Annotated in this window: 23 protein-coding genes and 1 tRNA gene; 8 read left to right on the top strand and 16 right to left on the bottom strand. The window is 66.8% G+C overall.

Going from position 1 to position 18,563, the window contains the following annotated elements; translation table 11 throughout:
* Positions 1–87 precede the first annotated feature (87 nt).
* Together AAID08_RS07885 and AAID08_RS07880 are read right to left on the bottom strand one after the other, a co-directional pair.
* Positions 88–164 (bottom strand) — tRNA-Met (locus AAID08_RS07885).
* A 20-nt stretch (positions 165–184) separates the two neighbouring features.
* The gene (locus AAID08_RS07880) at positions 185–565 is read right to left on the bottom strand and encodes a hypothetical protein (RefSeq protein WP_116791096.1); all 381 of its coding nucleotides are present in this window, start codon (positions 563–565) and stop codon (positions 185–187) included.
* 169 nt (positions 566–734) lie between these two features.
* Between AAID08_RS07880 and AAID08_RS07875 the strand changes: the two genes are divergently transcribed.
* Entirely contained in the window at positions 735–2,174 is a 1,440-nt protein-coding gene (locus AAID08_RS07875; RefSeq protein ID WP_054501382.1) for a PLP-dependent aminotransferase family protein, read from the top strand.
* Positions 2,171–2,737, top strand: a complete 567-nt coding sequence (locus AAID08_RS07870) for a DedA family protein (RefSeq protein WP_175168291.1) — start codon at positions 2,171–2,173, stop codon at positions 2,735–2,737. The genes AAID08_RS07875 and AAID08_RS07870 overlap by 4 nt, the downstream gene beginning before the upstream one ends.
* Positions 2,738–2,746: 9 nt before the next feature.
* On the opposite strand, the gene AAID08_RS07865 is transcribed toward AAID08_RS07870, so the two are convergent.
* Together AAID08_RS07865 and AAID08_RS07860 are read right to left on the bottom strand one after the other, a co-directional pair.
* A complete protein-coding gene (locus tag AAID08_RS07865; protein WP_231133013.1) occupies positions 2,747–3,019 on the bottom strand; it encodes a hypothetical protein in 273 nt (90 codons plus the stop codon).
* 196 nt (positions 3,020–3,215) lie between these two features.
* Positions 3,216–3,461 carry a hypothetical protein gene (locus tag AAID08_RS07860; protein WP_006393727.1) on the bottom strand — a complete coding sequence of 82 codons (246 nt, stop codon included), beginning with the start codon at positions 3,459–3,461 and terminating at the stop codon, positions 3,216–3,218.
* Positions 3,462–3,584: 123 nt separating this feature from the next.
* Between AAID08_RS07860 and AAID08_RS07855 the strand changes: the two genes are divergently transcribed.
* The 5 genes from AAID08_RS07855 to AAID08_RS07835 all read left to right on the top strand — a co-directional run bounded on the left by AAID08_RS07855 (position 3,585) and on the right by AAID08_RS07835 (position 7,186).
* Entirely contained in the window at positions 3,585–4,196 is a 612-nt protein-coding gene (locus AAID08_RS07855; RefSeq protein WP_064526881.1) for a hypothetical protein, read from the top strand.
* Positions 4,197–4,240: 44 nt separating this feature from the next.
* Positions 4,241–4,699, top strand: coding sequence for an Lrp/AsnC family transcriptional regulator (locus AAID08_RS07850; protein WP_054501385.1), 459 nt, complete (start codon positions 4,241–4,243; stop codon positions 4,697–4,699).
* Positions 4,700–4,767: 68 nt separating this feature from the next.
* Entirely contained in the window at positions 4,768–5,076 is a 309-nt protein-coding gene (locus tag AAID08_RS07845) for a hypothetical protein (RefSeq protein WP_054501386.1), read from the top strand.
* Between the two features lie 14 nt (positions 5,077–5,090).
* Entirely contained in the window at positions 5,091–6,071 is a 981-nt protein-coding gene (pdxA, locus tag AAID08_RS07840; protein WP_343719129.1) for a 4-hydroxythreonine-4-phosphate dehydrogenase PdxA, read from the top strand.
* A 137-nt stretch (positions 6,072–6,208) separates the two neighbouring features.
* Positions 6,209–7,186 (top strand): bile acid:sodium symporter family protein, encoded by a 978-nt coding sequence (locus tag AAID08_RS07835; RefSeq protein WP_049072445.1) that lies wholly within the window; start codon positions 6,209–6,211, stop codon positions 7,184–7,186.
* Positions 7,187–7,259: 73 nt separating this feature from the next.
* Here AAID08_RS07835 and AAID08_RS07830 read toward each other — a convergent pair whose 3' ends face one another.
* The 12 genes from AAID08_RS07830 to AAID08_RS07775 form a co-directional block, all read right to left on the bottom strand.
* A complete protein-coding gene (locus tag AAID08_RS07830; RefSeq protein ID WP_006388372.1) occupies positions 7,260–8,642 on the bottom strand; it encodes a replicative DNA helicase in 1,383 nt (460 codons plus the stop codon).
* Entirely contained in the window at positions 8,639–9,478 is an 840-nt protein-coding gene (locus AAID08_RS07825; protein WP_054501387.1) for an RIO1 family regulatory kinase/ATPase, read from the bottom strand. Before AAID08_RS07825 ends, AAID08_RS07830 begins: the two co-directional genes overlap by 4 nt.
* 145 nt (positions 9,479–9,623) lie before the next feature.
* A complete protein-coding gene (gene rplI, locus AAID08_RS07820) occupies positions 9,624–10,079 on the bottom strand; it encodes a 50S ribosomal protein L9 (RefSeq protein ID WP_020924523.1) in 456 nt (151 codons plus the stop codon).
* Positions 10,080–10,093: 14 nt separating this feature from the next.
* The gene (gene rpsR / locus AAID08_RS07815) at positions 10,094–10,366 is read right to left on the bottom strand and encodes a 30S ribosomal protein S18 (RefSeq protein ID WP_006218308.1); all 273 of its coding nucleotides are present in this window, start codon (positions 10,364–10,366) and stop codon (positions 10,094–10,096) included.
* A 107-nt stretch (positions 10,367–10,473) separates the two neighbouring features.
* Complete coding sequence (priB, locus tag AAID08_RS07810; RefSeq protein ID WP_116791098.1) at positions 10,474–10,797, bottom strand: primosomal replication protein N; 324 nt, start codon at positions 10,795–10,797, stop codon at positions 10,474–10,476.
* Between the two features lie 51 nt (positions 10,798–10,848).
* Positions 10,849–11,223: a 30S ribosomal protein S6 gene (gene rpsF, locus AAID08_RS07805; protein ID WP_020924524.1), complete on the bottom strand. Its 375-nt coding sequence runs from the start codon at positions 11,221–11,223 to the stop codon at positions 10,849–10,851.
* 234 nt (positions 11,224–11,457) lie between these two features.
* Positions 11,458–12,372, bottom strand: coding sequence for a DUF817 domain-containing protein (locus tag AAID08_RS07800; RefSeq protein WP_054501389.1), 915 nt, complete (start codon positions 12,370–12,372; stop codon positions 11,458–11,460).
* 7 nt (positions 12,373–12,379) lie between these two features.
* Positions 12,380–13,177 (bottom strand): GTP cyclohydrolase FolE2, encoded by a 798-nt coding sequence (folE2, locus tag AAID08_RS07795; protein ID WP_006388366.1) that lies wholly within the window; start codon positions 13,175–13,177, stop codon positions 12,380–12,382.
* Positions 13,178–13,368: 191 nt separating this feature from the next.
* Positions 13,369–15,231, bottom strand: coding sequence for a 1-deoxy-D-xylulose-5-phosphate synthase (dxs, locus tag AAID08_RS07790; RefSeq protein ID WP_144654922.1), 1,863 nt, complete (start codon positions 15,229–15,231; stop codon positions 13,369–13,371).
* Positions 15,232–15,284: 53 nt separating this feature from the next.
* Positions 15,285–16,196: a polyprenyl synthetase family protein gene (locus AAID08_RS07785; RefSeq protein ID WP_054501391.1), complete on the bottom strand. Its 912-nt coding sequence runs from the start codon at positions 16,194–16,196 to the stop codon at positions 15,285–15,287.
* Positions 16,197–16,203: 7 nt separating this feature from the next.
* Positions 16,204–16,470 (bottom strand): exodeoxyribonuclease VII small subunit, encoded by a 267-nt coding sequence (locus AAID08_RS07780; RefSeq protein ID WP_006393710.1) that lies wholly within the window; start codon positions 16,468–16,470, stop codon positions 16,204–16,206.
* Positions 16,471–16,552: 82 nt separating this feature from the next.
* Complete coding sequence (locus tag AAID08_RS07775; protein WP_054433369.1) at positions 16,553–17,407, bottom strand: IclR family transcriptional regulator; 855 nt, start codon at positions 17,405–17,407, stop codon at positions 16,553–16,555.
* Positions 17,408–17,583: 176 nt separating this feature from the next.
* Here AAID08_RS07775 and AAID08_RS07770 point away from each other — a divergent pair, with 176 nt between their 5' ends.
* The gene (locus AAID08_RS07770; RefSeq protein ID WP_054501392.1) at positions 17,584–18,552 is read left to right on the top strand and encodes a tripartite tricarboxylate transporter substrate binding protein; all 969 of its coding nucleotides are present in this window, start codon (positions 17,584–17,586) and stop codon (positions 18,550–18,552) included.
* The last annotated feature ends 11 nt before the right edge of the window (positions 18,553–18,563 follow it).

Here is an 18,563-nt window from a genome sequence, read left to right as displayed (position 1 = left end):
ACGAAAAAAGAGGTAAACCACGCCGGACACGGGCGCCCGGAAAAACAAAAAGCCTTGATTTCGGCATGAAATCAAGGCTTCGAAAGCTGGTTGCGGGGGCAGGATTTGAACCTACGACCTTCGGGTTATGAGCCCGACGAGCTGCCAGACTGCTCCACCCCGCGTCTGATGTGTGAATCATACATCATTTTGAAATCTTGTGCAGCGCACCCAGCGCATTGGGCTGATTATTTTTGCTCTCCGCGCCAAAAAAACCCGTTGCGAAGGCCGCGACGCGCGCCAGCAGGCCGGGCGGATCCAGACAGATCGCCTGCGCGTGGCCGACCGCCGTCAGCATCAAGGGACCGCCTTCCGGCAGACGATGGCTTTCGCCCGCGTTCAGACGCATCGACGGCGGCAAATAGCGGCCTGGCGGCATATCCGAGCGATACGGCGGCTCGGCCACCATCAGGCCGCCGCTGACGCAGACGATGAGCGCGCCACCGCGCAGGCGCACCTGGCGGCTGGCGCCGGGCAGCAGATCAATATGTTGCGAACGCGTTTCGGGGGCGGAAAACAGGGCCATGGGAATCTCCAATCTGACCCCCTCAGACTACGTCCGCCCTGTTTTGCGCAACAGCCACACAATCCCTCTTTCTGTACCGATGCAGCCTCTCGATTTCGACCCTGTTATGGTGTACTTTGCGTGAATCTGTGCCTACCCTCAATCCAACCTAGGGGAGCATGATCGGCGCATGGACCCGCAACCGCTATACCTACGCCTGGCAAACCACTACCGGCGCGCCATCCAGACCGGGGTCCTGGCCCCGGACCAGCGCATGCCGTCCGTGCGCACCCTGGTGCGCACCCATCACGTCAGTCTCTCGACCGCGCTACAGGCCTGCCGTCTGCTCGAGGACGACGGTTTGATCGAAGCTCGCCCCCGTTCCGGCTACTTCGTCCTCAAGCCGCGCCGCAACAGCATCCCGCCCGTCAACGAACCGGACATCCGCCAGACGCTGGGAGCGGCCCAGTACGTCGGCATCCACGACCGCGTGTCGGATTTCATCGCCAAATGCGAGGCCCATCCCGTGAGCGCCAACTTCGCGCTCGCGGCGGCGGTGCCGCAAGCCTATCCGATGGAAGACCTGAAGCAGGCCATGATCCGCGCGCTGCGACAGTCGCCCGAGGTGCTGGTCAGCCCGGTGCCGCCGCAGGGCCATCCCGAGCTGCGCACGGTGCTGGCGCGGCGCGCGCTGGCCAACGGCATCAACGCCACGCCTGATGACGTCATCGTGACGCACGGCTGCATCGAGGCGTTGAACCTGGCGTTGCGCGCCGTGGCCCGGCCGGGCGACACCATCGCGGTCGAGTCGCCCACCTACTTCGGCCTGCTGCAGATCCTGGAAAGCCTGGGCATGCGCGCGCTGGAAATTCCCACCAGCCCGCAACACGGCCTGTCGATCGAGGCGCTGGACCTGGCATTCCAGACCCACGGCAACATCCGCGCGGTAGTGGTGGTGCCGAACTTCCAGAACCCGCTCGGCTGCGTCATGCCAGACGCCGAGAAGGCGCGCCTGGTGGCCCTGTGCGAACGCCAGCAGGTGCCGCTGATCGAGGACGACACCTATGGCGCGCTGAACGACGACGACACGCCGCTGGCCGCGGCCAAGTCCTGGGACCCGACTGGCAACGTCATCTACTGTTCGTCGCTGCACAAGACGCTGGCGCCGGGCATGCGCCTGGGCTGGCTGCTGGGAGGCCGCTGGAAAGCCCGCATCGCCATGCTGAAATTCGCGCAGAGCCGGCCCAACGAACCGCTGGCGCAGATCGCGGTGGCCGAATACCTGGGATCGCGCGCCTACGACCGGCACCTGGCGCGGCTGCGCCGGCAATTGAAGACGCAGCGCGAGCAGACCGCCGAAGTCATCGCCGCGCATTTCCCGCGCGGCACCCGCCTGAGCATGCCGACCGGCGGCATGCTGCTGTGGCTGGAGATGCCGGACGGCCGCTCGGGGATGGACGTCTTCGAGGCCGCCCTGCGGCAGGGCATCCGCGTGGCGCCGGGCGCGATGTTCTCCAACGGCACGCGCTACGACCATTTCCTGCGCATCAGTTGCGGACAGCGTCACACGCCCGAGATCGCGCGGGCGCTGATGAACCTGGCGCGCATCGTCGGCGAACGCCAGCCATGAATCCGCAGTTGCATCAATTCATCGTCGACTACGGCCTGTGGGCGGTACTGGGCGGCACCCTGCTCGAGGGCGAAAGCGTGGTCGTGCTGGCGGGCTTCCTGTCGCACCAGCGCCTGCTGCACCTGCCCTACGTAATGCTGTGCGCGTTCGCCGGCTCCTTCCTCGCCGACCAGGCCCTGTTCTATCTGGGCCGCCGCTACCGCGAGCATCGCTACGTGCGGCGGGTCCGCGCCCAGCCCGCGTTCGGCAAGGCGCTGGCGGCGGTCGACCGCTATCCGCATGGCTTCATCCTGGCGTTGCGCTTTCTCTATGGACTGCGCACGGTGGGTCCGGTGGCGCTGGGGGTCTCGCAGGTGTCGGCGCTGCGTTTTCTGGTCCTCAACGCCATCGCCGCCGCGATCTGGGCGGTGTGTTTCAGCCTGGTGGGCTATGTATTCGGGCAGACCATCGAGTCCCTGCTCGGCCGCCTGCACGGCGTGGAAACCAAGCTGGCGGTGGCCGTGGCGATCGGCGTGGCGACCTGGCTGGTCTACCGGCTGTATGCGCGGCGCCGGCGCCGCTGACCGCGCTACTCAGAAGACCAGCTTGCCGCTGGCGCGCAACACGTGGCGGCGGCGCGCCTTGCGATACAGGGAGCCGATGAACGGCAGCAGGGCCAGCCGCCGCAGGATGGGATGACGCTGGTCGAAGTCGTGCCAGGCCTTGAAGCCATGGCCCAGGCGCTCCCAGCTTTGGCGCGCCTCGGGAGAGAGTTTGCCGGGGTCGAACGCCGCCAGCTTTGCCGCTTCCGAGACCCGGGCCGCCAGGCCACGGTTCCGGTGTTCCGATGGATACTGATTCCGCATGGGGCGGCATATTACCCGGCTTGCGGGACCTCTGCCGGCCCCTGTCGCGCGGTGAACACAGGCGGTTTTGGCGCCGCCTTTGATCGCGCTTTGCAAGCCGTTGTAATCAAAGAAAAAAAGCGTTCTATGCCCGCACTATCCCAAGGCTTGTCCACAGAAGTTGTGGGTAACTCCGGCACACCGCCGGGGCCCGCGGCTACTTCAGCGCGGCGATGATCTGGTCGCGCACGCTCTCGAAACCCGCCACGTACTGCGGGTTTTCCGAACGGGCCAGCAGGCTGGAATAGTTCTGCTCCAGTTGCGCCTCGATCGCCTCGCGCAGGCCCGGCGAGCCCTTGGCCAGGTGCAGCATCGTCAGCAGCGCCGAGTTGAGCGCGTCGATGCGGCCGCCCTGATGCGAAATGGTATGCACGATGACCGCGATTTGTTCCTGGATGTCCATGGGAAAAGCCCTCCTGGCAATGAATATCGGCGCAAATCCTAGCATGGGCGGAGCGGGCCGCTGGGCAAGCGCCGCCGTGCGCGCTAGCATCGGGCATAGCGCGGCATAAACGGAGCGTGCCCCATGAAGACGATCCACGACTATGTGCCCCCCGACGCGGCATCGCTGCGGCGGCTGCAGGAACGGCTGGGATACAGCGATGCGCAGATGGCCGAACTGGCCGGCCTGGACGCTGCGGTGCCCTGGTCCAGCTACGTGGGCGGCCCGCGGCCGCGCGCGCTCGGGCAGCAGCGGCTGCTGGGCATCGCAGCCCGCCTGACGCTGGATGAGTCGGCCTGGCAAGGCGTGCTGGCGGCCATGCGCGACGCCGGCGCGCGCTTCGACTACGGTTCCGCCGACGCGCCCAGCGCCGCGCCGCCGGTGGCCGCCCCGCCCGCCGCCCAGGAAGAACACAAGTTCGGCATGCGGCTGGTCAGCGAGCACGGCGCCTTCCACGAGATGGAGCAGTTGCGCGAGTTCGCCCACCACGTGCAGGAATTCGGCGTCAGCGACCTGGTGCGCGAGGCCCGCTACGACAGCGCCGCGGACCTGTGCCGCTTCACGCTGGCGCCGGCGCGAGAGCCGGACGCCGCCCGTCGCGACAGGGTCTTCGACGCGGCCTCCCGGACCATCACGCGCTTTGCCTTCGACGGGCGCGTCTATCAAGGCGGCGTTCCGCCCGAATCCGACGGCTGAGCCGCGCATTGACTTGCGCCGCATCGCCCCTGTATGGTCCGCGCATGAAAGAACGCCTAGATGCCATCGACCGGCAACTGCTCAGCCTGCTGCAGGCCAATGCCCGCGAACCCGCCGCCATCCTGGCGCGCAAGCTGGGGCTGGCGCGCACCACCGTGGTGGCGCGCATCGCCCGGCTCGAACGCGAGAGCATCGTGGCGGGCTACGGCGTGCGCCTCGGCCGCCTGCTCGAAGAAGCCGCGGTGCGTGCCTACTGCTTCATCAGCGTCCTGCCCAAGACGCCAGCGGCCGTCATCCGCGAACTCGAGAAAATGCCGGAGGTCGAGGAAGTGTCCTCGGTCAGCGGACCGCATGACTACCTGATCTTCCTGCGTTGCGAAACCCATGAACAGCTCGACGCGCTGCTGGACCGCATCGGCCTGATCGAAGGCGTCAAACAGACGCAGACCTCCATCGTGCTCAGCCGCAAGGTCGACCGCCGCAGCGCGGTCGGCGCCCCGTAGCCCTCCCCGGCGGGCGGCGGGGGCGGCATAATGTTGTAATGTGGCCAATTGCCTTTTACGGATCTCCCATGCTCGCACGCCTTGCCTTCGTCTCCGCCATGCTCGCCCTGCTGACCGCCTGTTCCAGCATGAGCGAGGTGACGCCCACGGGCAAGAATGGCTACAGCGTCACCTACAGTTCCGGCACGCAGTTGCTGACGTGGGTCGAAATCAAGAACCAGGCCTTGCAGCGCGCCGACCAGTACTGCCAGTCCATCGGGCGCAAGCTGCAAAAGCCGTCTGTGACGTCCAACCACGCCACGGGCCTGGGCTCCAAGCGCGCAACGGTCACGTTCGAATGTGGCCAGATCGAACCGCCAAAGGGCGCCAAGCAGTAATCCAGGAACACATCGTGAACACTCCCCCACCCGTGGGCATCACCATGGGGGATGCCGCCGGCATCGGCCCCGAAATCGTCGTCAAGGCCTGCGCCCAGGGCCTGAACGCGCCTTGCGTGGTATACGGTGACGCCGGCGCCTTGCGCCGCGCCGCAGGCGCGTTGGGAGCGCGCCTGAAGATCACGGAAATCGCGCACGCCGGCCTGGCCAGCGGCGATGCCGGCCGCATCGAGGTCATCGCCTGTGGCGGCGCGTTGCCGCCCGACCTGCCCTTCGGGCAGGTCAACGCCGCGGCCGGACGCGCCGCCTACGAGTACGTGTGCGCCGCCATCGATGACGCCCAGGCCGGACGCATCCGCGCGATCGTCACCGCGCCGCTGAACAAGCAATCCATGCACGAGGCCGGTATCGACTATCCCGGCCACACCGAAATCCTGGCGGAGCGCTCGGGCACCGACGACTTCGCCATGATGCTCGCCAACGACGAACTGCGCGTGCTGCTGGTGACCATCCACCTCGCCCTGGCCGACGTCATGGAGCGCATTACGCCGGAGGCCGAGCTGACCGCCATGCGCCTGGCCGACCGCGCCTGCCGCCAGATGGGCATCGCCCATCCGCGCGTCGCGGTGGCTGGCCTGAACCCGCACGCCGGCGAAGGCGGCAAGTTCGGCCGCGAGGACATCGACATCATCGAGCCGGCCATCCGTCAGGCACGCGACGAGGGCATCGACGCCAGCGGTCCGTGGCCCGGCGACACAGTCTTCATGCGGGCCCGCCGCGGCGAGTTCGACATCGTGGTGGCCCAATACCACGACCAGGGCCTGATCCCGGTGAAATACCTGGGCGTGGACCACGGCGTCAACGTCACCGTCGGCCTGCCGTTCGTGCGCACCAGCGTCGACCACGGCACCGCGTTCGACATCGCCGGCAAGGGCGTGGCCGACCAGGCCTCGCTGATCGCCGCCTTCGACCTGGCCCTGGCCATGACGCCCTGACCGCCCACGGCGGGGCCGGCAGGCGGACACCCGCCCGGCCCGCCATAGGGCGGCACGCGCCCGAGGTCTACTACAATACGCCCCGATTCCGGCGCCCTGGCGCGCCGCCGCTTTCCGTCATTGCCCCTACCCCCTCCATGTCACGTCTTGTCCGTCTCCTGCCCGATCGCTTCACCCTCTACCTGATCTGCACCGTCATCATCGCCAGCATCGTGCCCGCCCATGGCCAGGGCGTGGTGGTGTTCGGCTGGATCACCAACATCGCGGTCGGCCTGCTGTTCTTCCTGCACGGCGCCCGCCTGTCGCGCGAAGCCATCATCGCCGGCCTGACGCACTGGAAGCTGCACCTCACGATCTTCTCGGCCACCTTCCTGATGTTCCCGCTGCTGGGCCTGGCGCTCAAGCCGGTGCTGGAACCGCTGGTCACGCCCGAGCTCTACCTCGGCATCCTGTTCCTGTGCTGCCTGCCGGCCACGGTGCAGTCGGCCATCGCTTTCACCTCGATGGCGCGCGGCAACGTGCCGGCGGCGGTCTGCAGCGCCTCGGCCTCGAGCCTGCTGGGCATTTTCCTGACGCCGCTGCTGGTCGGCACGGTGGTCGCCAACGCCGGCAGCGCGCCGATTTCGTTCGACGCGGTCGGCAAGATCATGCTGCAGTTGCTGCTGCCGTTCGTGCTGGGTCAGTTCGCGCGTCGCTGGATCGGCGCGTGGGTCCACAAGCGCAAGGCGATGCTGAAATTCGTCGACCAAGGTTCGATCCTGCTGGTGGTCTACACCGCGTTTTCGGAAGCCATCAACGAGGGCCTGTGGCGCTCCACGCCGATCCCGGCGCTGCTGGGCCTGGTGGCGTGCTGCGCCGTCATCCTGGCGCTGGCGCTGGGCCTGTCTGCGCTGGCCGGCAGGATGTTCGGCTTCAACCTGCCCGACCGCATCACGCTGCTGTTCTGCGGCTCCAAGAAGAGCCTGGCCAGCGGCATTCCGATGGCCCAAGTGCTGTTCGCGGGCCACGCGGTAGGCGCCATCGTGCTGCCGCTGATGCTGTTCCACCAGATCCAGTTGATGGTCTGCGGCGTGCTGGCCGCGCGCTACGGCAAGCGGCCCGAAACGGAAGAATGATTCCGGCACGCCAGCATGAAAAAGCCGCGCCCTCGGGCGCGGCTTTTCTTTCTGGCCAGGCGGCTGCGCACGCTCAATACATGTCGCGCGGCTGCGCGCCGGAGAAGTTCAGGAAGCGCGTGCTCGAGCCCTGGAAGGTCAGGCGCACCGTGCCGATGGGGCCGTTACGCTGCTTGCCGATGATGATCTCGGCGGTGCCCTTGTCTGGCGAATCCGGGTTGTAGACCTCGTCGCGGTAGATGAACAGGATCACGTCGGCATCCTGTTCGATGGCGCCCGATTCGCGCAGGTCGCTCATCACGGGACGCTTGTTGGGACGCTGCTCCAGGCTTCGGTTCAACTGCGACAGCGCGATCAGCGGACAGTTCAGCTCCTTGGCCAGGCCCTTGAGCGAACGGCTGATTTCCGACACTTCGGTGGCGCGGTTTTCGCCCGAACCGTTGCCGGACATCAGTTGCAGGTAGTCGATGATGATCAGCCCGAGCTGGCCGCACTGGCGCGCCAGGCGGCGCGCGCGGGCGCGCACTTCCATCGGGCTGAGCGCGGGCGATTCATCGATGTAGACCTGCGCGTCCTGCATTAGCTGCACCGCGTGGGTCACGCGCGGCCAGTCCTCGGCGATCAGCTTGCCGGTCCGCATGCGGTGCTGGTCGAGCAGGCCGACCGACCCCAGCATACGCATGGCCAACTGCACCGCGCCCATTTCCATCGAGAACACCGCCACCGGCAGGCCCTCTTCGATGGCCACGTGTTCGCCAATGTTCATCGAGAACGAGGTCTTGCCCATCGACGGACGGCCGGCCACGATGATCAGGTCGCCGCCCTGCATGCCCGAGGTCATCTTGTCGAGATCGGTGAAGCCGGTGGGCACGCCGGTCACATCAGAGGTGCTTTCGCGGTGGTAGAGCTCGTCGATGCGTTCCACCACCTGCGTCAGCAGCGGCTGGATTTCCTGGAAGCCGGCGGCGCCGCGCGCGCCTTCCTGGGCGATCTGGAACACCTTGGACTCGGCCTCGTCCAGCAGTTGGCGCGCTTCCTTGCCCTGCGGGTTCATGGCGGCCGAGGAGATCTCGTCGGCGATCGACACCAGCTTGCGCAGCATGGCGCGCTCGCGCACGATCTCGCCATAGCGGCGGATGTTCGCGGCGGACGGCGTGTTGTGCGCCAGCGCGTTCAGATACGCCAGGCCGCCAGCGTCTTCGGCCTTGCCGGCGCTGACCAGCGATTCGTGCACGGTGATGACGTCGGCCGGCCGCGCCAGCCCGATCAGCCGGGCGATGTGGTGCCAGATGAGACGGTGGTCGTGGCGGTAGAAGTCTTCCTCGACCAGCACGTCGGCAATGCGGTCCCAGGCTGCGTTGTCCAGCAGCAGGCCGCCCAGCACCGACTGCTCCGCCTCGATGGAATGCGGGGGAACGCGCAGGTATTCAAGCTGGGAATCGGCAGGTGTGTTCATGGCTTCAATAATAACGGCTGCAGGATATCCGCGACGCGGAAGAAACCCTGCACATCGCGCGACGGCAGGCGGCCCAGCAGGGGCCGCAGCGGCGTGGCGATGAAGGAAAGCACCCGGGTCAGGCGGCGCAGGCGGGCCTTGACCTCGGGGTCGGGATTGCATTCGAAATAGACGTCCAGCGCCAGTTTACCCAGCGCCCGGCCCACGTCGTCGGGCAATTTGCGCAACGACACCAGCGAGGCCAGCATCTGGAACAGATCATAGGCCTGGGCCAGCGGACGAGACAGCGTCGAACCGATGTTCTCTTCGAAATCGATGCGCCACAGCTCGCCGTCCTGCAGGGTGATGTTGCGAATCTGCGCGCCGCCATGCCACAGCCCGCGGGCGTGGAAGGCGGCCAGGTCGGTCGCGGCGGCGCGTGTCAGCCACAGGCGCGAGGTGGTGTCCTCGTTGCGGATCAGGTCCGCCAGGTCTTCGCCGACGAATTCCAGCACCAGCAGACCCTGCTCCTGCCACCAGACCTCGGGCACGCGACAGCCGGCCTGCAGCAACTGCTTCAGGCGCCGGGCCTCGTGTTCCAGACCGTTGCGCAGCAGGATGCCGGGCCGCGGGAATTCGCCCAGGAACAGCTTGCACCCCAGGCCGAGGAACAGCGCGCGCGCATAGCGCAACACGTAGCTCACACCGCTGGCCAGGCTCGGACGCCGGCGCTTGATGATGCAGCGCACCCCGTCGATGGTCACATCGCGCACCGACGGCTCACGCTCGGCATCCACGCTGTCGAGCCAGGCGCGCAATCCGGGGGGGGCATTGTGATGGACGGGCGGCGGGGTCAAGAGGTCCTCGGACGAAACAGCGTGGGAGACAAGCGTGCAGCCCGCAAGACTACACGCAAATGGCGATGGGTAAAGCGAGGAACAACAAGGCGCAAAGAAAAAAAGCCGGCACGCGGGCCGGCTTTTTTCTACCGCGGGGTCAGGCTTACGACAGTTCGCCTTCGACCAGCACCGTGACGTCGACGACGACGTCGGCGTGCAGGGCGACCTGGATCGGGAACTCGCCGATGGCCTTGAGCTGGCCATTGGGCATGCGCACCTGGGCCTTTTCGATGCCTTCGAAACCGGCCTTCTTCAGACCTTCGGCGATGTCGGCGTTGGTCACCGAGCCGAACAGACGGCCGTCGACGCCAGCCTTCTGGACGATCTTCAGTTGGTAGCCGTTGACGCGCTCACCCAGGGCCTGGGCGGCGGCCAGCTTCTCGGCCTGGATCTTTTCCAGTTCGGCGCGGCGGGCTTCGAATTCCTTCAGGGCGGCGTCGGTTGCGCGACGGGCCTTCTTCTGGGGGATCAGGAAGTTGCGGGCGTAGCCATCACGCACGCGGACGACTTCGCCGAGGTTACCCAGGTTGACGACTTTTTCGAGCAGAATAACTTGCATTTCAGTGCCCCGGATTAGTTGTGGTTGTCGGTGTAAGGCAACAGGGCCAGGAAGCGCGCGCGCTTGATGGCGGTGTCCAGCTGGCGCTGGTAGATTGCCTTGGTGCCGGTCAGGCGAGCCGGGATGATCTTGCCGTTTTCTTGCACGAAGTCGCGCAGGGTGTCCAGATCCTTGTAGTCGATCTCTTCGACGCCGGCGGCGGTGAAGCGGCAGAACTTACGACGCTTGAAGAGCGGGTTCTGCTGCGTGAATTTGCGTTTTTCCTTGCGTTTTCCGAAGAAAGCCATGATATGTGCCTCTATGTTTGAGGGGACCGGGTCTGCCTTGATCGGGCCCGACTCCCCGTAACCTATCCGTATTCAGAAGGCGCTCTCGCGCCCGTTGCCCTTCCCTGTCAAGCCACCAGCGGATCGCGTCCTGCGCTGCCGCCGATCTTGCGCGCCTGCTGCAGATGCAGCTTGAACTTCACCGAGTCCTTGCGCACGGGGGCCAGAAACCCCTGCACCAGCAATTCGGACCCCAGCGCCGTTCCTTGCAACAGCAACGCCAGATCGCCCAGTGCCACGGCCGAGATCGTCAGTTCGACACGGCGCGGATGGCCGGCTTCGATGACCTCGGATTCGTGCGCCAGCACCATTTCCAGGGCTGGCAGACCGGCGGGAGTGTGGCGCAAAGGCTCGCATTCGAGAACGCGGGCGCTGAGTTCCAGCTTGTTCATCCTGCCAGGCACCAAGGGGACTTCATGGGATGGGCTCTGCCTGAGCCCTGCTTACTCGGCCTGAGCCGCGACAGCTTCCGCCGAAGCCTTGCGGGCTTCTTCGCGCTCGACCGACTTCATCATGATCGAGGGAGCGGTCTGGGCCTTCTTGGTCTTGATGACCAGGTGGCGCAGCACGGCGTCGTTGTAGCGGAACGAGTGTTCCAGCTCATCCAGCGTGGCTTGGCCGCACTCGATGTTCAGGCAGACGTAGTGAGCCTTGACGAGCTTCTGGATCGGGTAGGCCAGTTGACGGCGACCCCAGTCTTCCAGGCGGTGCACCGAGCCGCCTTGGCCCGTGACCAGCGCTTGGTAACGCTCGACCATGGCGGGCACTTGCTCGCTTTGGTCGGGGTGAACGATAAACACCACTTCGTAGTGACGCATGAGTAAAACTCCTTGAGGATGTCTTGCCTGCCGCTCGCCTGACACCGTCATCAGTCCGCGCACGCATCGCGTTCGCGGTCAGTTCCGGCTTTCCAGTGCTTTCTCTATCACTGGTCTTTTTCTTCGAGGCGTATGGCTTGCAAGGGGCAGCCCGCTGCCCAAAAAACATGGGCGGTCGAGCAAGAAAGCTCTCGATTATCGCCGATCGGACCGTTGGACGCAAGCCAGGGGCGGTCAGGAAATCGGGGACGCGTTATTCGCCCCTGCCGGGCGCGGCATATCGGCCACGCCGATCTCCCGGGGCCGGCTGACCACGCTGACCATCACATAGCTGATGATCATGAGCAGGAACCACGAACCCAGCTTGTTGATCGACACCAGCTCCCAGCCTTGCGACTGGTTGGGATAGCGCCAGGCGTTGGCAAAGGTGCCGATGTTCTCGGCGAACCAGATGAACAGCGCCACCAGCACGAAGCCCAGCAGCAACGGCATGCGGCGGTAGTCGCGCCAGATGCGGAAATAGACCCAGGTGCGGGCGAACAGCAGCGCCGTCAGGCCGAACAGCGCCAGCCTGAAGTCGACAATGAAATGGTGCGCGAAGAAGTTCACGTAGATCAGCACCGACAGCGCCACGGTCGCCGCCAGCGGCGGATGGGCACGGAAACGGAAGTCGAACAGGCGCCAGACCCGCGCCAGGTAGCTGCCGACCGCGGCGTACATGAAGCCGGTGAAGAGCGGCACGCCGCCGATGCGCAGCACGCTCGCCTCGGGGTAGATCCAGGAGCCAGCCGCTGTCTTGAACAGTTCCATGCCGGTGCCGACCACATGGAACATCAGGATGACCTTGGCCTCGTCCCAGGTTTCCATGCGCAGGGCCAGCAGCGCGGCCTGGATCGCCAGCGCCGCCAGCGTCAGGAAATCGTAGCGCGCCAGCCAGGCGTCCTTGGGATACCACCAGTGCGTGCCCAGCAGCAGCGCGCACATCAGGCCGCCAAACAGGCAGGCCCAACCCTGCTTCACGCCGAAACGGAAGAACTCATAGAGCGCGACGCCCAAACGACCGCGGCCGGCCAGGTGATCGGCCAGCCGCGCTTCCCATCCCGCCAGTCGCGCAATGAGCGGCCAGTCGCTGGCCGCCGGATGCCGCACGGAGGACTCAGCCTTCCACCACGGCGTAGGCCGAGTGGTTGTGGATCGATTCGAAGTTCTCGGCCTCGACTCGGTAGCGGGCGATGCCGGGGTGCGCGTTCAGGCGGGCCGCCACGTCGCGCACCAGGTCTTCGACGAACTTGGGGTTGTCGTAGGCGCGCTCGGTGACGTACTTCTCGTCGGGCCGCTTGAGCAGGCCCCAGAGCTCACACGAGCCTTCGTCTTCGATCAGGCGGATGACGCCATCCATGCTGATGTCCGATTCCAGGATGGCCGAGACCGTCACGTGCGAGCGCTGGTTGTGCGCGCCGTATTCGGAGATGGCCTTGGAACACGGGCACAGGCTGGTCACCGGCACCTGCACCACCAGCTCGAACTCGACCTGGTCGCCCTGGGCGCGGGCGATCCACTGCACTTCGTAGTCCAGCAGGCTCTGCACGCCGGAGATCGGCGCCGACTTGTTGATGAAGTACGGGAAGGCCGCGGTGATGTCGCCGCGCTCGGCGTGCAGCAACGGCAGCATGTCGGCCGCCATGGCGCGGAACAGCGTTGGCGTCATGGGGGTGCTGCGGTACTTTTCCAGCAGCGCCACGAAGCGGGACATGTGCGTCCCCTTTTCTTCGGGCGGCAGCGCCACCGTCAGGGTCCAGTTGGCCACGGTGCCCTGGGGCGAACCGTCGGCGTTCTCGATGAGCATGGGGTGGCGCACGCCACGGATGCCCACGCGCTGGATCGGGATGTGCCGCGTGTCCGTCGAGCTCTGGACGTCGGGCATCACGATGGCGGGGTCGATCGGAGAATTCATTTCGGCTTACCAGTCTGGGCGACGAGCGTGGCGTGAACACGCAGACCCAGGAATCTTTAGGAGGGGGCCATTATCGCCCAAAGTCCCGCCAGCGCCAGGGAAAACCCTTTCATTCGTAGGCTGGCGGGGCCGGAACACACTGTTTCGCCACACGGACCAAACCGCCGGGGCCGGTCCGTGGGTGCGGGCAATCAGGCCAGCAGCGAGGCGTAGCGCGCCCGGATCGACTGCTCGATCCCGGCGGCATCCAGGCCGATACCGGCCAGCAGCGCCAATTGGTCGCCGTGGTCGATGAACTCGTCGGGAAAGCCCAGTTGCAGCACCGGGATCGCGACACCTTCGGCGGCCAGCACCTCCAGCACCGCGCTGCCAGCGCCGCCCATGATGGCGGCATCCTCGATCGTCACCAGGGCGTCGTGGCTGCCAGCCAGATCGAGGATCAGGGCGCGGTCGATCGGCTTGACGAAGCGCATGTCGGCCACGGTGGCGTCCAGTTTTTCGGCCGCCGCCAGCGCCGGCTGCAGCAGCGTGCCGAAACCGAGGATGGCGATCTTGCGCCCTTTGCGCCGCACCACGCCGCGGCCCAGCTCGACCGTGTCCAGGCCGGCCGTTTCCGGCGCGCCACAGCCCGCGCCGCGCGGATAGCGCACCGAAGCGGGGCCGGGATACTGATAACAGGTGGACAGCAGCAGGCGGGCTTCGTTTTCGTCCGAGGGCGTGGCCACCACCATGTTCGGCACGCAGCGCAGGAACGCGGTGTCGTAGTTGCCGGCGTGGGTCGCGCCGTCGGCGCCGACGATGCCGGCGCGGTCGAGCGCGAAGGTGACGTCCAGGTTCTGCAGCGCCACGTCGTGGATCAACTGGTCGTAGCCGCGCTGCAGGAAGGTCGAGTAGATCGCCAGCACCGGCTTCTGCCCCTCGCAGGCGACGCCGCCGGCGAACGTCACGGCGTGCTGTTCGGCGATGCCGACGTCGAAGTAGCGCTGCGGGAAGCGCTTCTCGAATTCGACCAGGCCGCTGCCCTCGCGCATCGCCGGAGTGACGGCGACCAGACGCGCATCCTGTTCGCCCATCTCGCACAGCCAGTCGCTGAACACCTGGGTGAAGGTGCGCTTGCCCGGCGCCTTCGATTGCTGGATGCCGACGGCGGGATCGAACTTGCCCGGCCCGTGGTACAGCACCGGATCGGCCTCGGCCAGCTTGTAGCCCTGCCCTTTCTTGGTGACCACGTGCAGGAACTGCAAGCCTTGCAGCGCCTTCAGGTTCTGCAGCGTCGGCACCAGCGCGTCGAGGTCGTGGCCGTCGATCGGGCCGACGTAGTTGAAGCCGAATTCCTCGAACAGCGTGGCCGGCGTGACCATGCCCTTGGCGTGTTCCTCGAAGCGGCGCGCCAGTTCCAGCACCGGCGGCACGTGCTGCAGCACGGCGCGGCCGACGTTCTTGGCGGCGGCGTAGAAGCGGCCGGACATCAGGCGCGCCAGGTAGCGGTTCAGCGCCCCCACCGGCGGCGAGATCGACATGTCGTTGTCGTTCAGGATCACCAGCAGATTGATGTTGGCGGTGACGCCGGCATTGTTCATGGCCTCGAAGGCCATGCCGGCGGACATCGCGCCGTCGCCGATCACGGCGATGTGCTGGCGCTGCACGCCAGCGTTACGCGAGGCCACCGCCATGCCCAGCGCGGCCGAGATCGACGTGGACGAATGCGCGGTGCCGAAGGCGTCGTATTCGGATTCGCTGCGCTTGGGAAAGCCCGAGATGCCGCCCTGCTGGCGCAGCTTGGCCATGCCGGCGCGGCGTCCGGTGAGGATCTTGTGCGGATAGGACTGGTGGCCCACGTCCCAGACGATGCGGTCATGCGGCGTGTCGAAGACCTGGTGCAGGGCCAGCGTCAGCTCCACCGTGCCCAGGTTCGACGACAGGTGGCCCCCGGTCTTGGAGACCGACTCCAGCACGAAGCCGCGCAACTCGTCGGCCAGGCGCTTGAGCTCGCGACGATCCAGGCGCTTGAGGTCTGCCGGGGATTGGATGCGGTCCAGTAATTCTGTCGTCATGCTTGTATGGGGTTCGTATGCCCGGCCTGCGGCCAGCCCGGACGGGTCACGGATCAGCGGTCTCGAAGGACGATGAAATCAGCCAGCTCGGCCAGGCGCTTGCCGGCGTCGCCCAGCGGCTCGAGCGCGGACAACGCGGCTTCGCGCAGCTCGCCCGCGAACGCGCGCGCTTCGTCCAGCCCCAGCAACGAAACGTAGGTCGGCTTGTTTTCGGCCGCGTCCTTGCCCGGCGTCTTGCCCAGGCTGGCGGAATCGGCGGTCACATCCAGAATATCGTCCACCACCTGGAACGCCAGGCCGATGGCCTGGGCGTAGACGTCCAGCGCCTGGCGCGAGGCCGAGCTGGCGCCGGCGACGATGCCGCCCAGCGCCACGCTGCAGGCCAGCATGGCGCCGGTTTTCATGCTGTGCATCTGCTGCAGCTCGTCGCGCGAGAGCCGGTGGCCGACGCTGAGCAGGTCGATGGCCTGGCCGCCGGCCATGCCCTGGCTGCCCGCCGCGCGCGCCAGCGACTGCGTGGCCTGCACGATCAGGGCCGGGGCGATGGGCATGGAGGCCAGCAGCTCGAAGGCGAGCGGCTGCAGCGCGTCGCCGGCCAACATGGCGGTGGCTTCGTCGAACTGCACATGGGCGGTGGGACGGCCGCGGCGCAGGACGTCGTCGTCCATGCAGGGCAGGTCGTCGTGCACCAGCGAGTAGGCGTGGATCAGTTCCACCGCCGCGGCGGCGCGGTCCAGCGAGGCCTCGACAGCCAGCACGCTGCCGCTGACCGGGCAGGCCTGGCCGGCGGCGTAGACCAGCGCGGCCCGCACCCGCTTGCCGCCGCCGAGCACGGCGTAACGCATGGCTTCGTGCAGGCGGGCGGGCACGGCGTCGGCAGGCGGCAGGAGGTCGTCGAGAACGTCTTCGACATGCCGCACGCGGCCCTGCAGCCACTCCGGGAAAGCGAGTTGTATTTGCTTCATCCGATTCTTATTCGTCATCCAGCGCGGCGGCATCCAGCGGGCGCAGCAAGTCGCCCTCCAGGACCTTGACCTGCTGTTCGGCCTGCGCCAAGCGCTCCTGGCAGACGCGGGTCAGGGCCACGCCGCGCCGGTAGGCGGCCAGCGACTGCTCCAGCGGCAGCGAACCGTCTTCCATGGCCGCGACCAGCGATTCCAGTTCGGCCAGGGCCGTTTCGAAATCCTGGGGCAAGGGACGGTCGTCGGTCTGCGGATCGGCTTGAGAAGGTTTGGCCAAACGGGCCTCCGGGGGCACTAGGGGTGGATCAATCCGTGAATTGTACGAGATACCACGGTCGCGCCACGCCGCGCCTTTGCGCTCAGGCGGGAGCGCCCGCCAGGCCCGCGATGGCGGCCCGCAGCGCCGGCGCCACCTGGGTGCGCAACCCGGCCTCGGGCAGCAGGCCTTCGGGGCCGCCGCAACTCATGACGAACACGCCCTCCCCGGTCACGGACGTGAATGGCACCGCCACGGCATTGATGCCCGACTGCCACTCGCCGATCGCGAAGCAGCAACCCGTGTCGCGCAACTCGGCGCGGGCGCGCTCGATCGCGGCAGCCGCCGGCGCGGCCGGCCCCAATCGTTCCAGCACGTCGGCGCAGGCCGCCGCCGGCAGGCTGGCAAGGTAGGCGCGCCCCATGGCGCTGTCGAGGCTGGCGCGATAGCCCACCGGCAGGCGCAGGTAGAGGGCGGACGAACCATGGATGGCCTCGACATAGGTCATGGCGTCGCCGTCGAAGGCGCCCAGCGCCACCGCGCCGCCGGTTTCGCGCGCCAGGTCGGTCATGGAGGCCTTGGCCAGCTCGCGCACTTCCAGCCCGGCCAACAGGCCGAAGCCCAACGCCAGCACGCCGTACCCGGGCGAGTACTTGCCGGTGTCCGGGTGATAGCGCAGGTAGCCCAACTCGGTCAGCGTGTAGGTGATGCGGCTGATGGTGGGCTTGGGCAGGCCGGTCAGGCGCGCCAGGTCCAGGTTGCCCAGCGCCGCCACGCCGGGCCGGAAGCAGCGCAGCACTTCCAGGCCGCGCGCCAGCGCGGTGATGAAGTCGGGCGACACGGGCCCCTCGCCCACGGCGCCGGCGCGCTTGCGGCGCGCGGGCGCGCTCAGCGCCAGCTTCTGGTCGGGTTTGGCCGCGGGATGGGGGATGCGCTTGGGGTCAGAAAAAGATTGCATTTCTATTCGCTTCGTTTTTATAGTTTATTCCGAATAACAAAACTAAATTCCATTTATCGGAATTTAAAACATCCATGGAGACCTGGCAAGCCTTGCCCGCCCGCCTTCACCGGCACGCGGACCGGGCCGAGCCGGGCCCGACCTATCACTCAAGCACGCGATTTCAAGGGGAAAACATGATTCGCAAGCGCTACCCGTTCCTGGCGGGTCTACTGCTCAGCATTGCCGCGCTGGGCGCCCAGGCAGATACCTATCCGTCCCGCCCGATCAAGGTGGTCTCGCCGTTCCCGGCGGGCGGCGCCACCGATGTGCTGACGCGGGTGCTGGCCGAACGCATGGCCAAGACGCTGGGCCAGCCCATGATCGTCGAGAACAAGGCCGGCGCCGGCACGTCGATCGGCGCCGCCTTCGTCTCGCGCGAGGCGCCGGACGGCTACACCATCCTGATGGCCACCAACTCCACGCTGGTCACCAACCGCTATCTGTATAAGGAGCTGCCCTACGATCCCGACGGCTTCGCGCCCATCGGCATGGTCGGGATTGGCCCCCTGGTACTGCTGTCCAGCCCCAAGCGCCCGTTCAACAGCACCGCGGACGTGGTCGCCTATGCCAAGCAGAATCCGGGCAAGCTGACCTTCGCCACCTTCGGCGCGGGCACTTCGTCGCACCTGGCGGGCGAACTGTTCAAGGAACGCGCCGGCATCGACATCCTGCACGTGCCCTTCAAGGGCGCGACCCAGGCCCTGCCGGCGTTGATCAGCGGCGACGTGGACCTGTTCTTCGACATGGTCGCCACCGGCATGCCGCAGGCCGAGGCCGGCAAGGTCAAGGTGTTCGCGATCACCAGCCCCAGCCGCCTGGCCACCGAACCGAAGCTGGCGACGCTGGCCGAACAAGGCTATCCGTCCTTCGACATGACGGCCTGGTTCAGCTTCGTGGCCCCCAAGGGCACGCCGGCGCCGGTGCTGGACAAACTGCAGGCCGCGCTGGCCGAGACGCTCAAGGACGAGGCGGTGCAAAAGCGCATGCTCGACATGGGAATCGAGCCGCGCTCGGGCAGCGCCGCCGAACTGGACAGGCAGGTCAAGAGTGAACAGCCCATCGTGTCGCAATTGATCAAGCAGGCCAACATCGTCCTGCAATGACGGTCGCATCC

Origin of the sequence: Achromobacter sp. EB05 (assembly GCF_044232075.1) — a bacterium.
In the GTDB taxonomy this organism is placed as follows: Bacteria; Pseudomonadota; Gammaproteobacteria; order Burkholderiales; family Burkholderiaceae_B; genus Achromobacter; species Achromobacter dolens.
The sequence above is the reverse complement of the archived record's forward strand: the minus strand, read 5'-3'. Positions and strand labels throughout refer to the sequence as shown.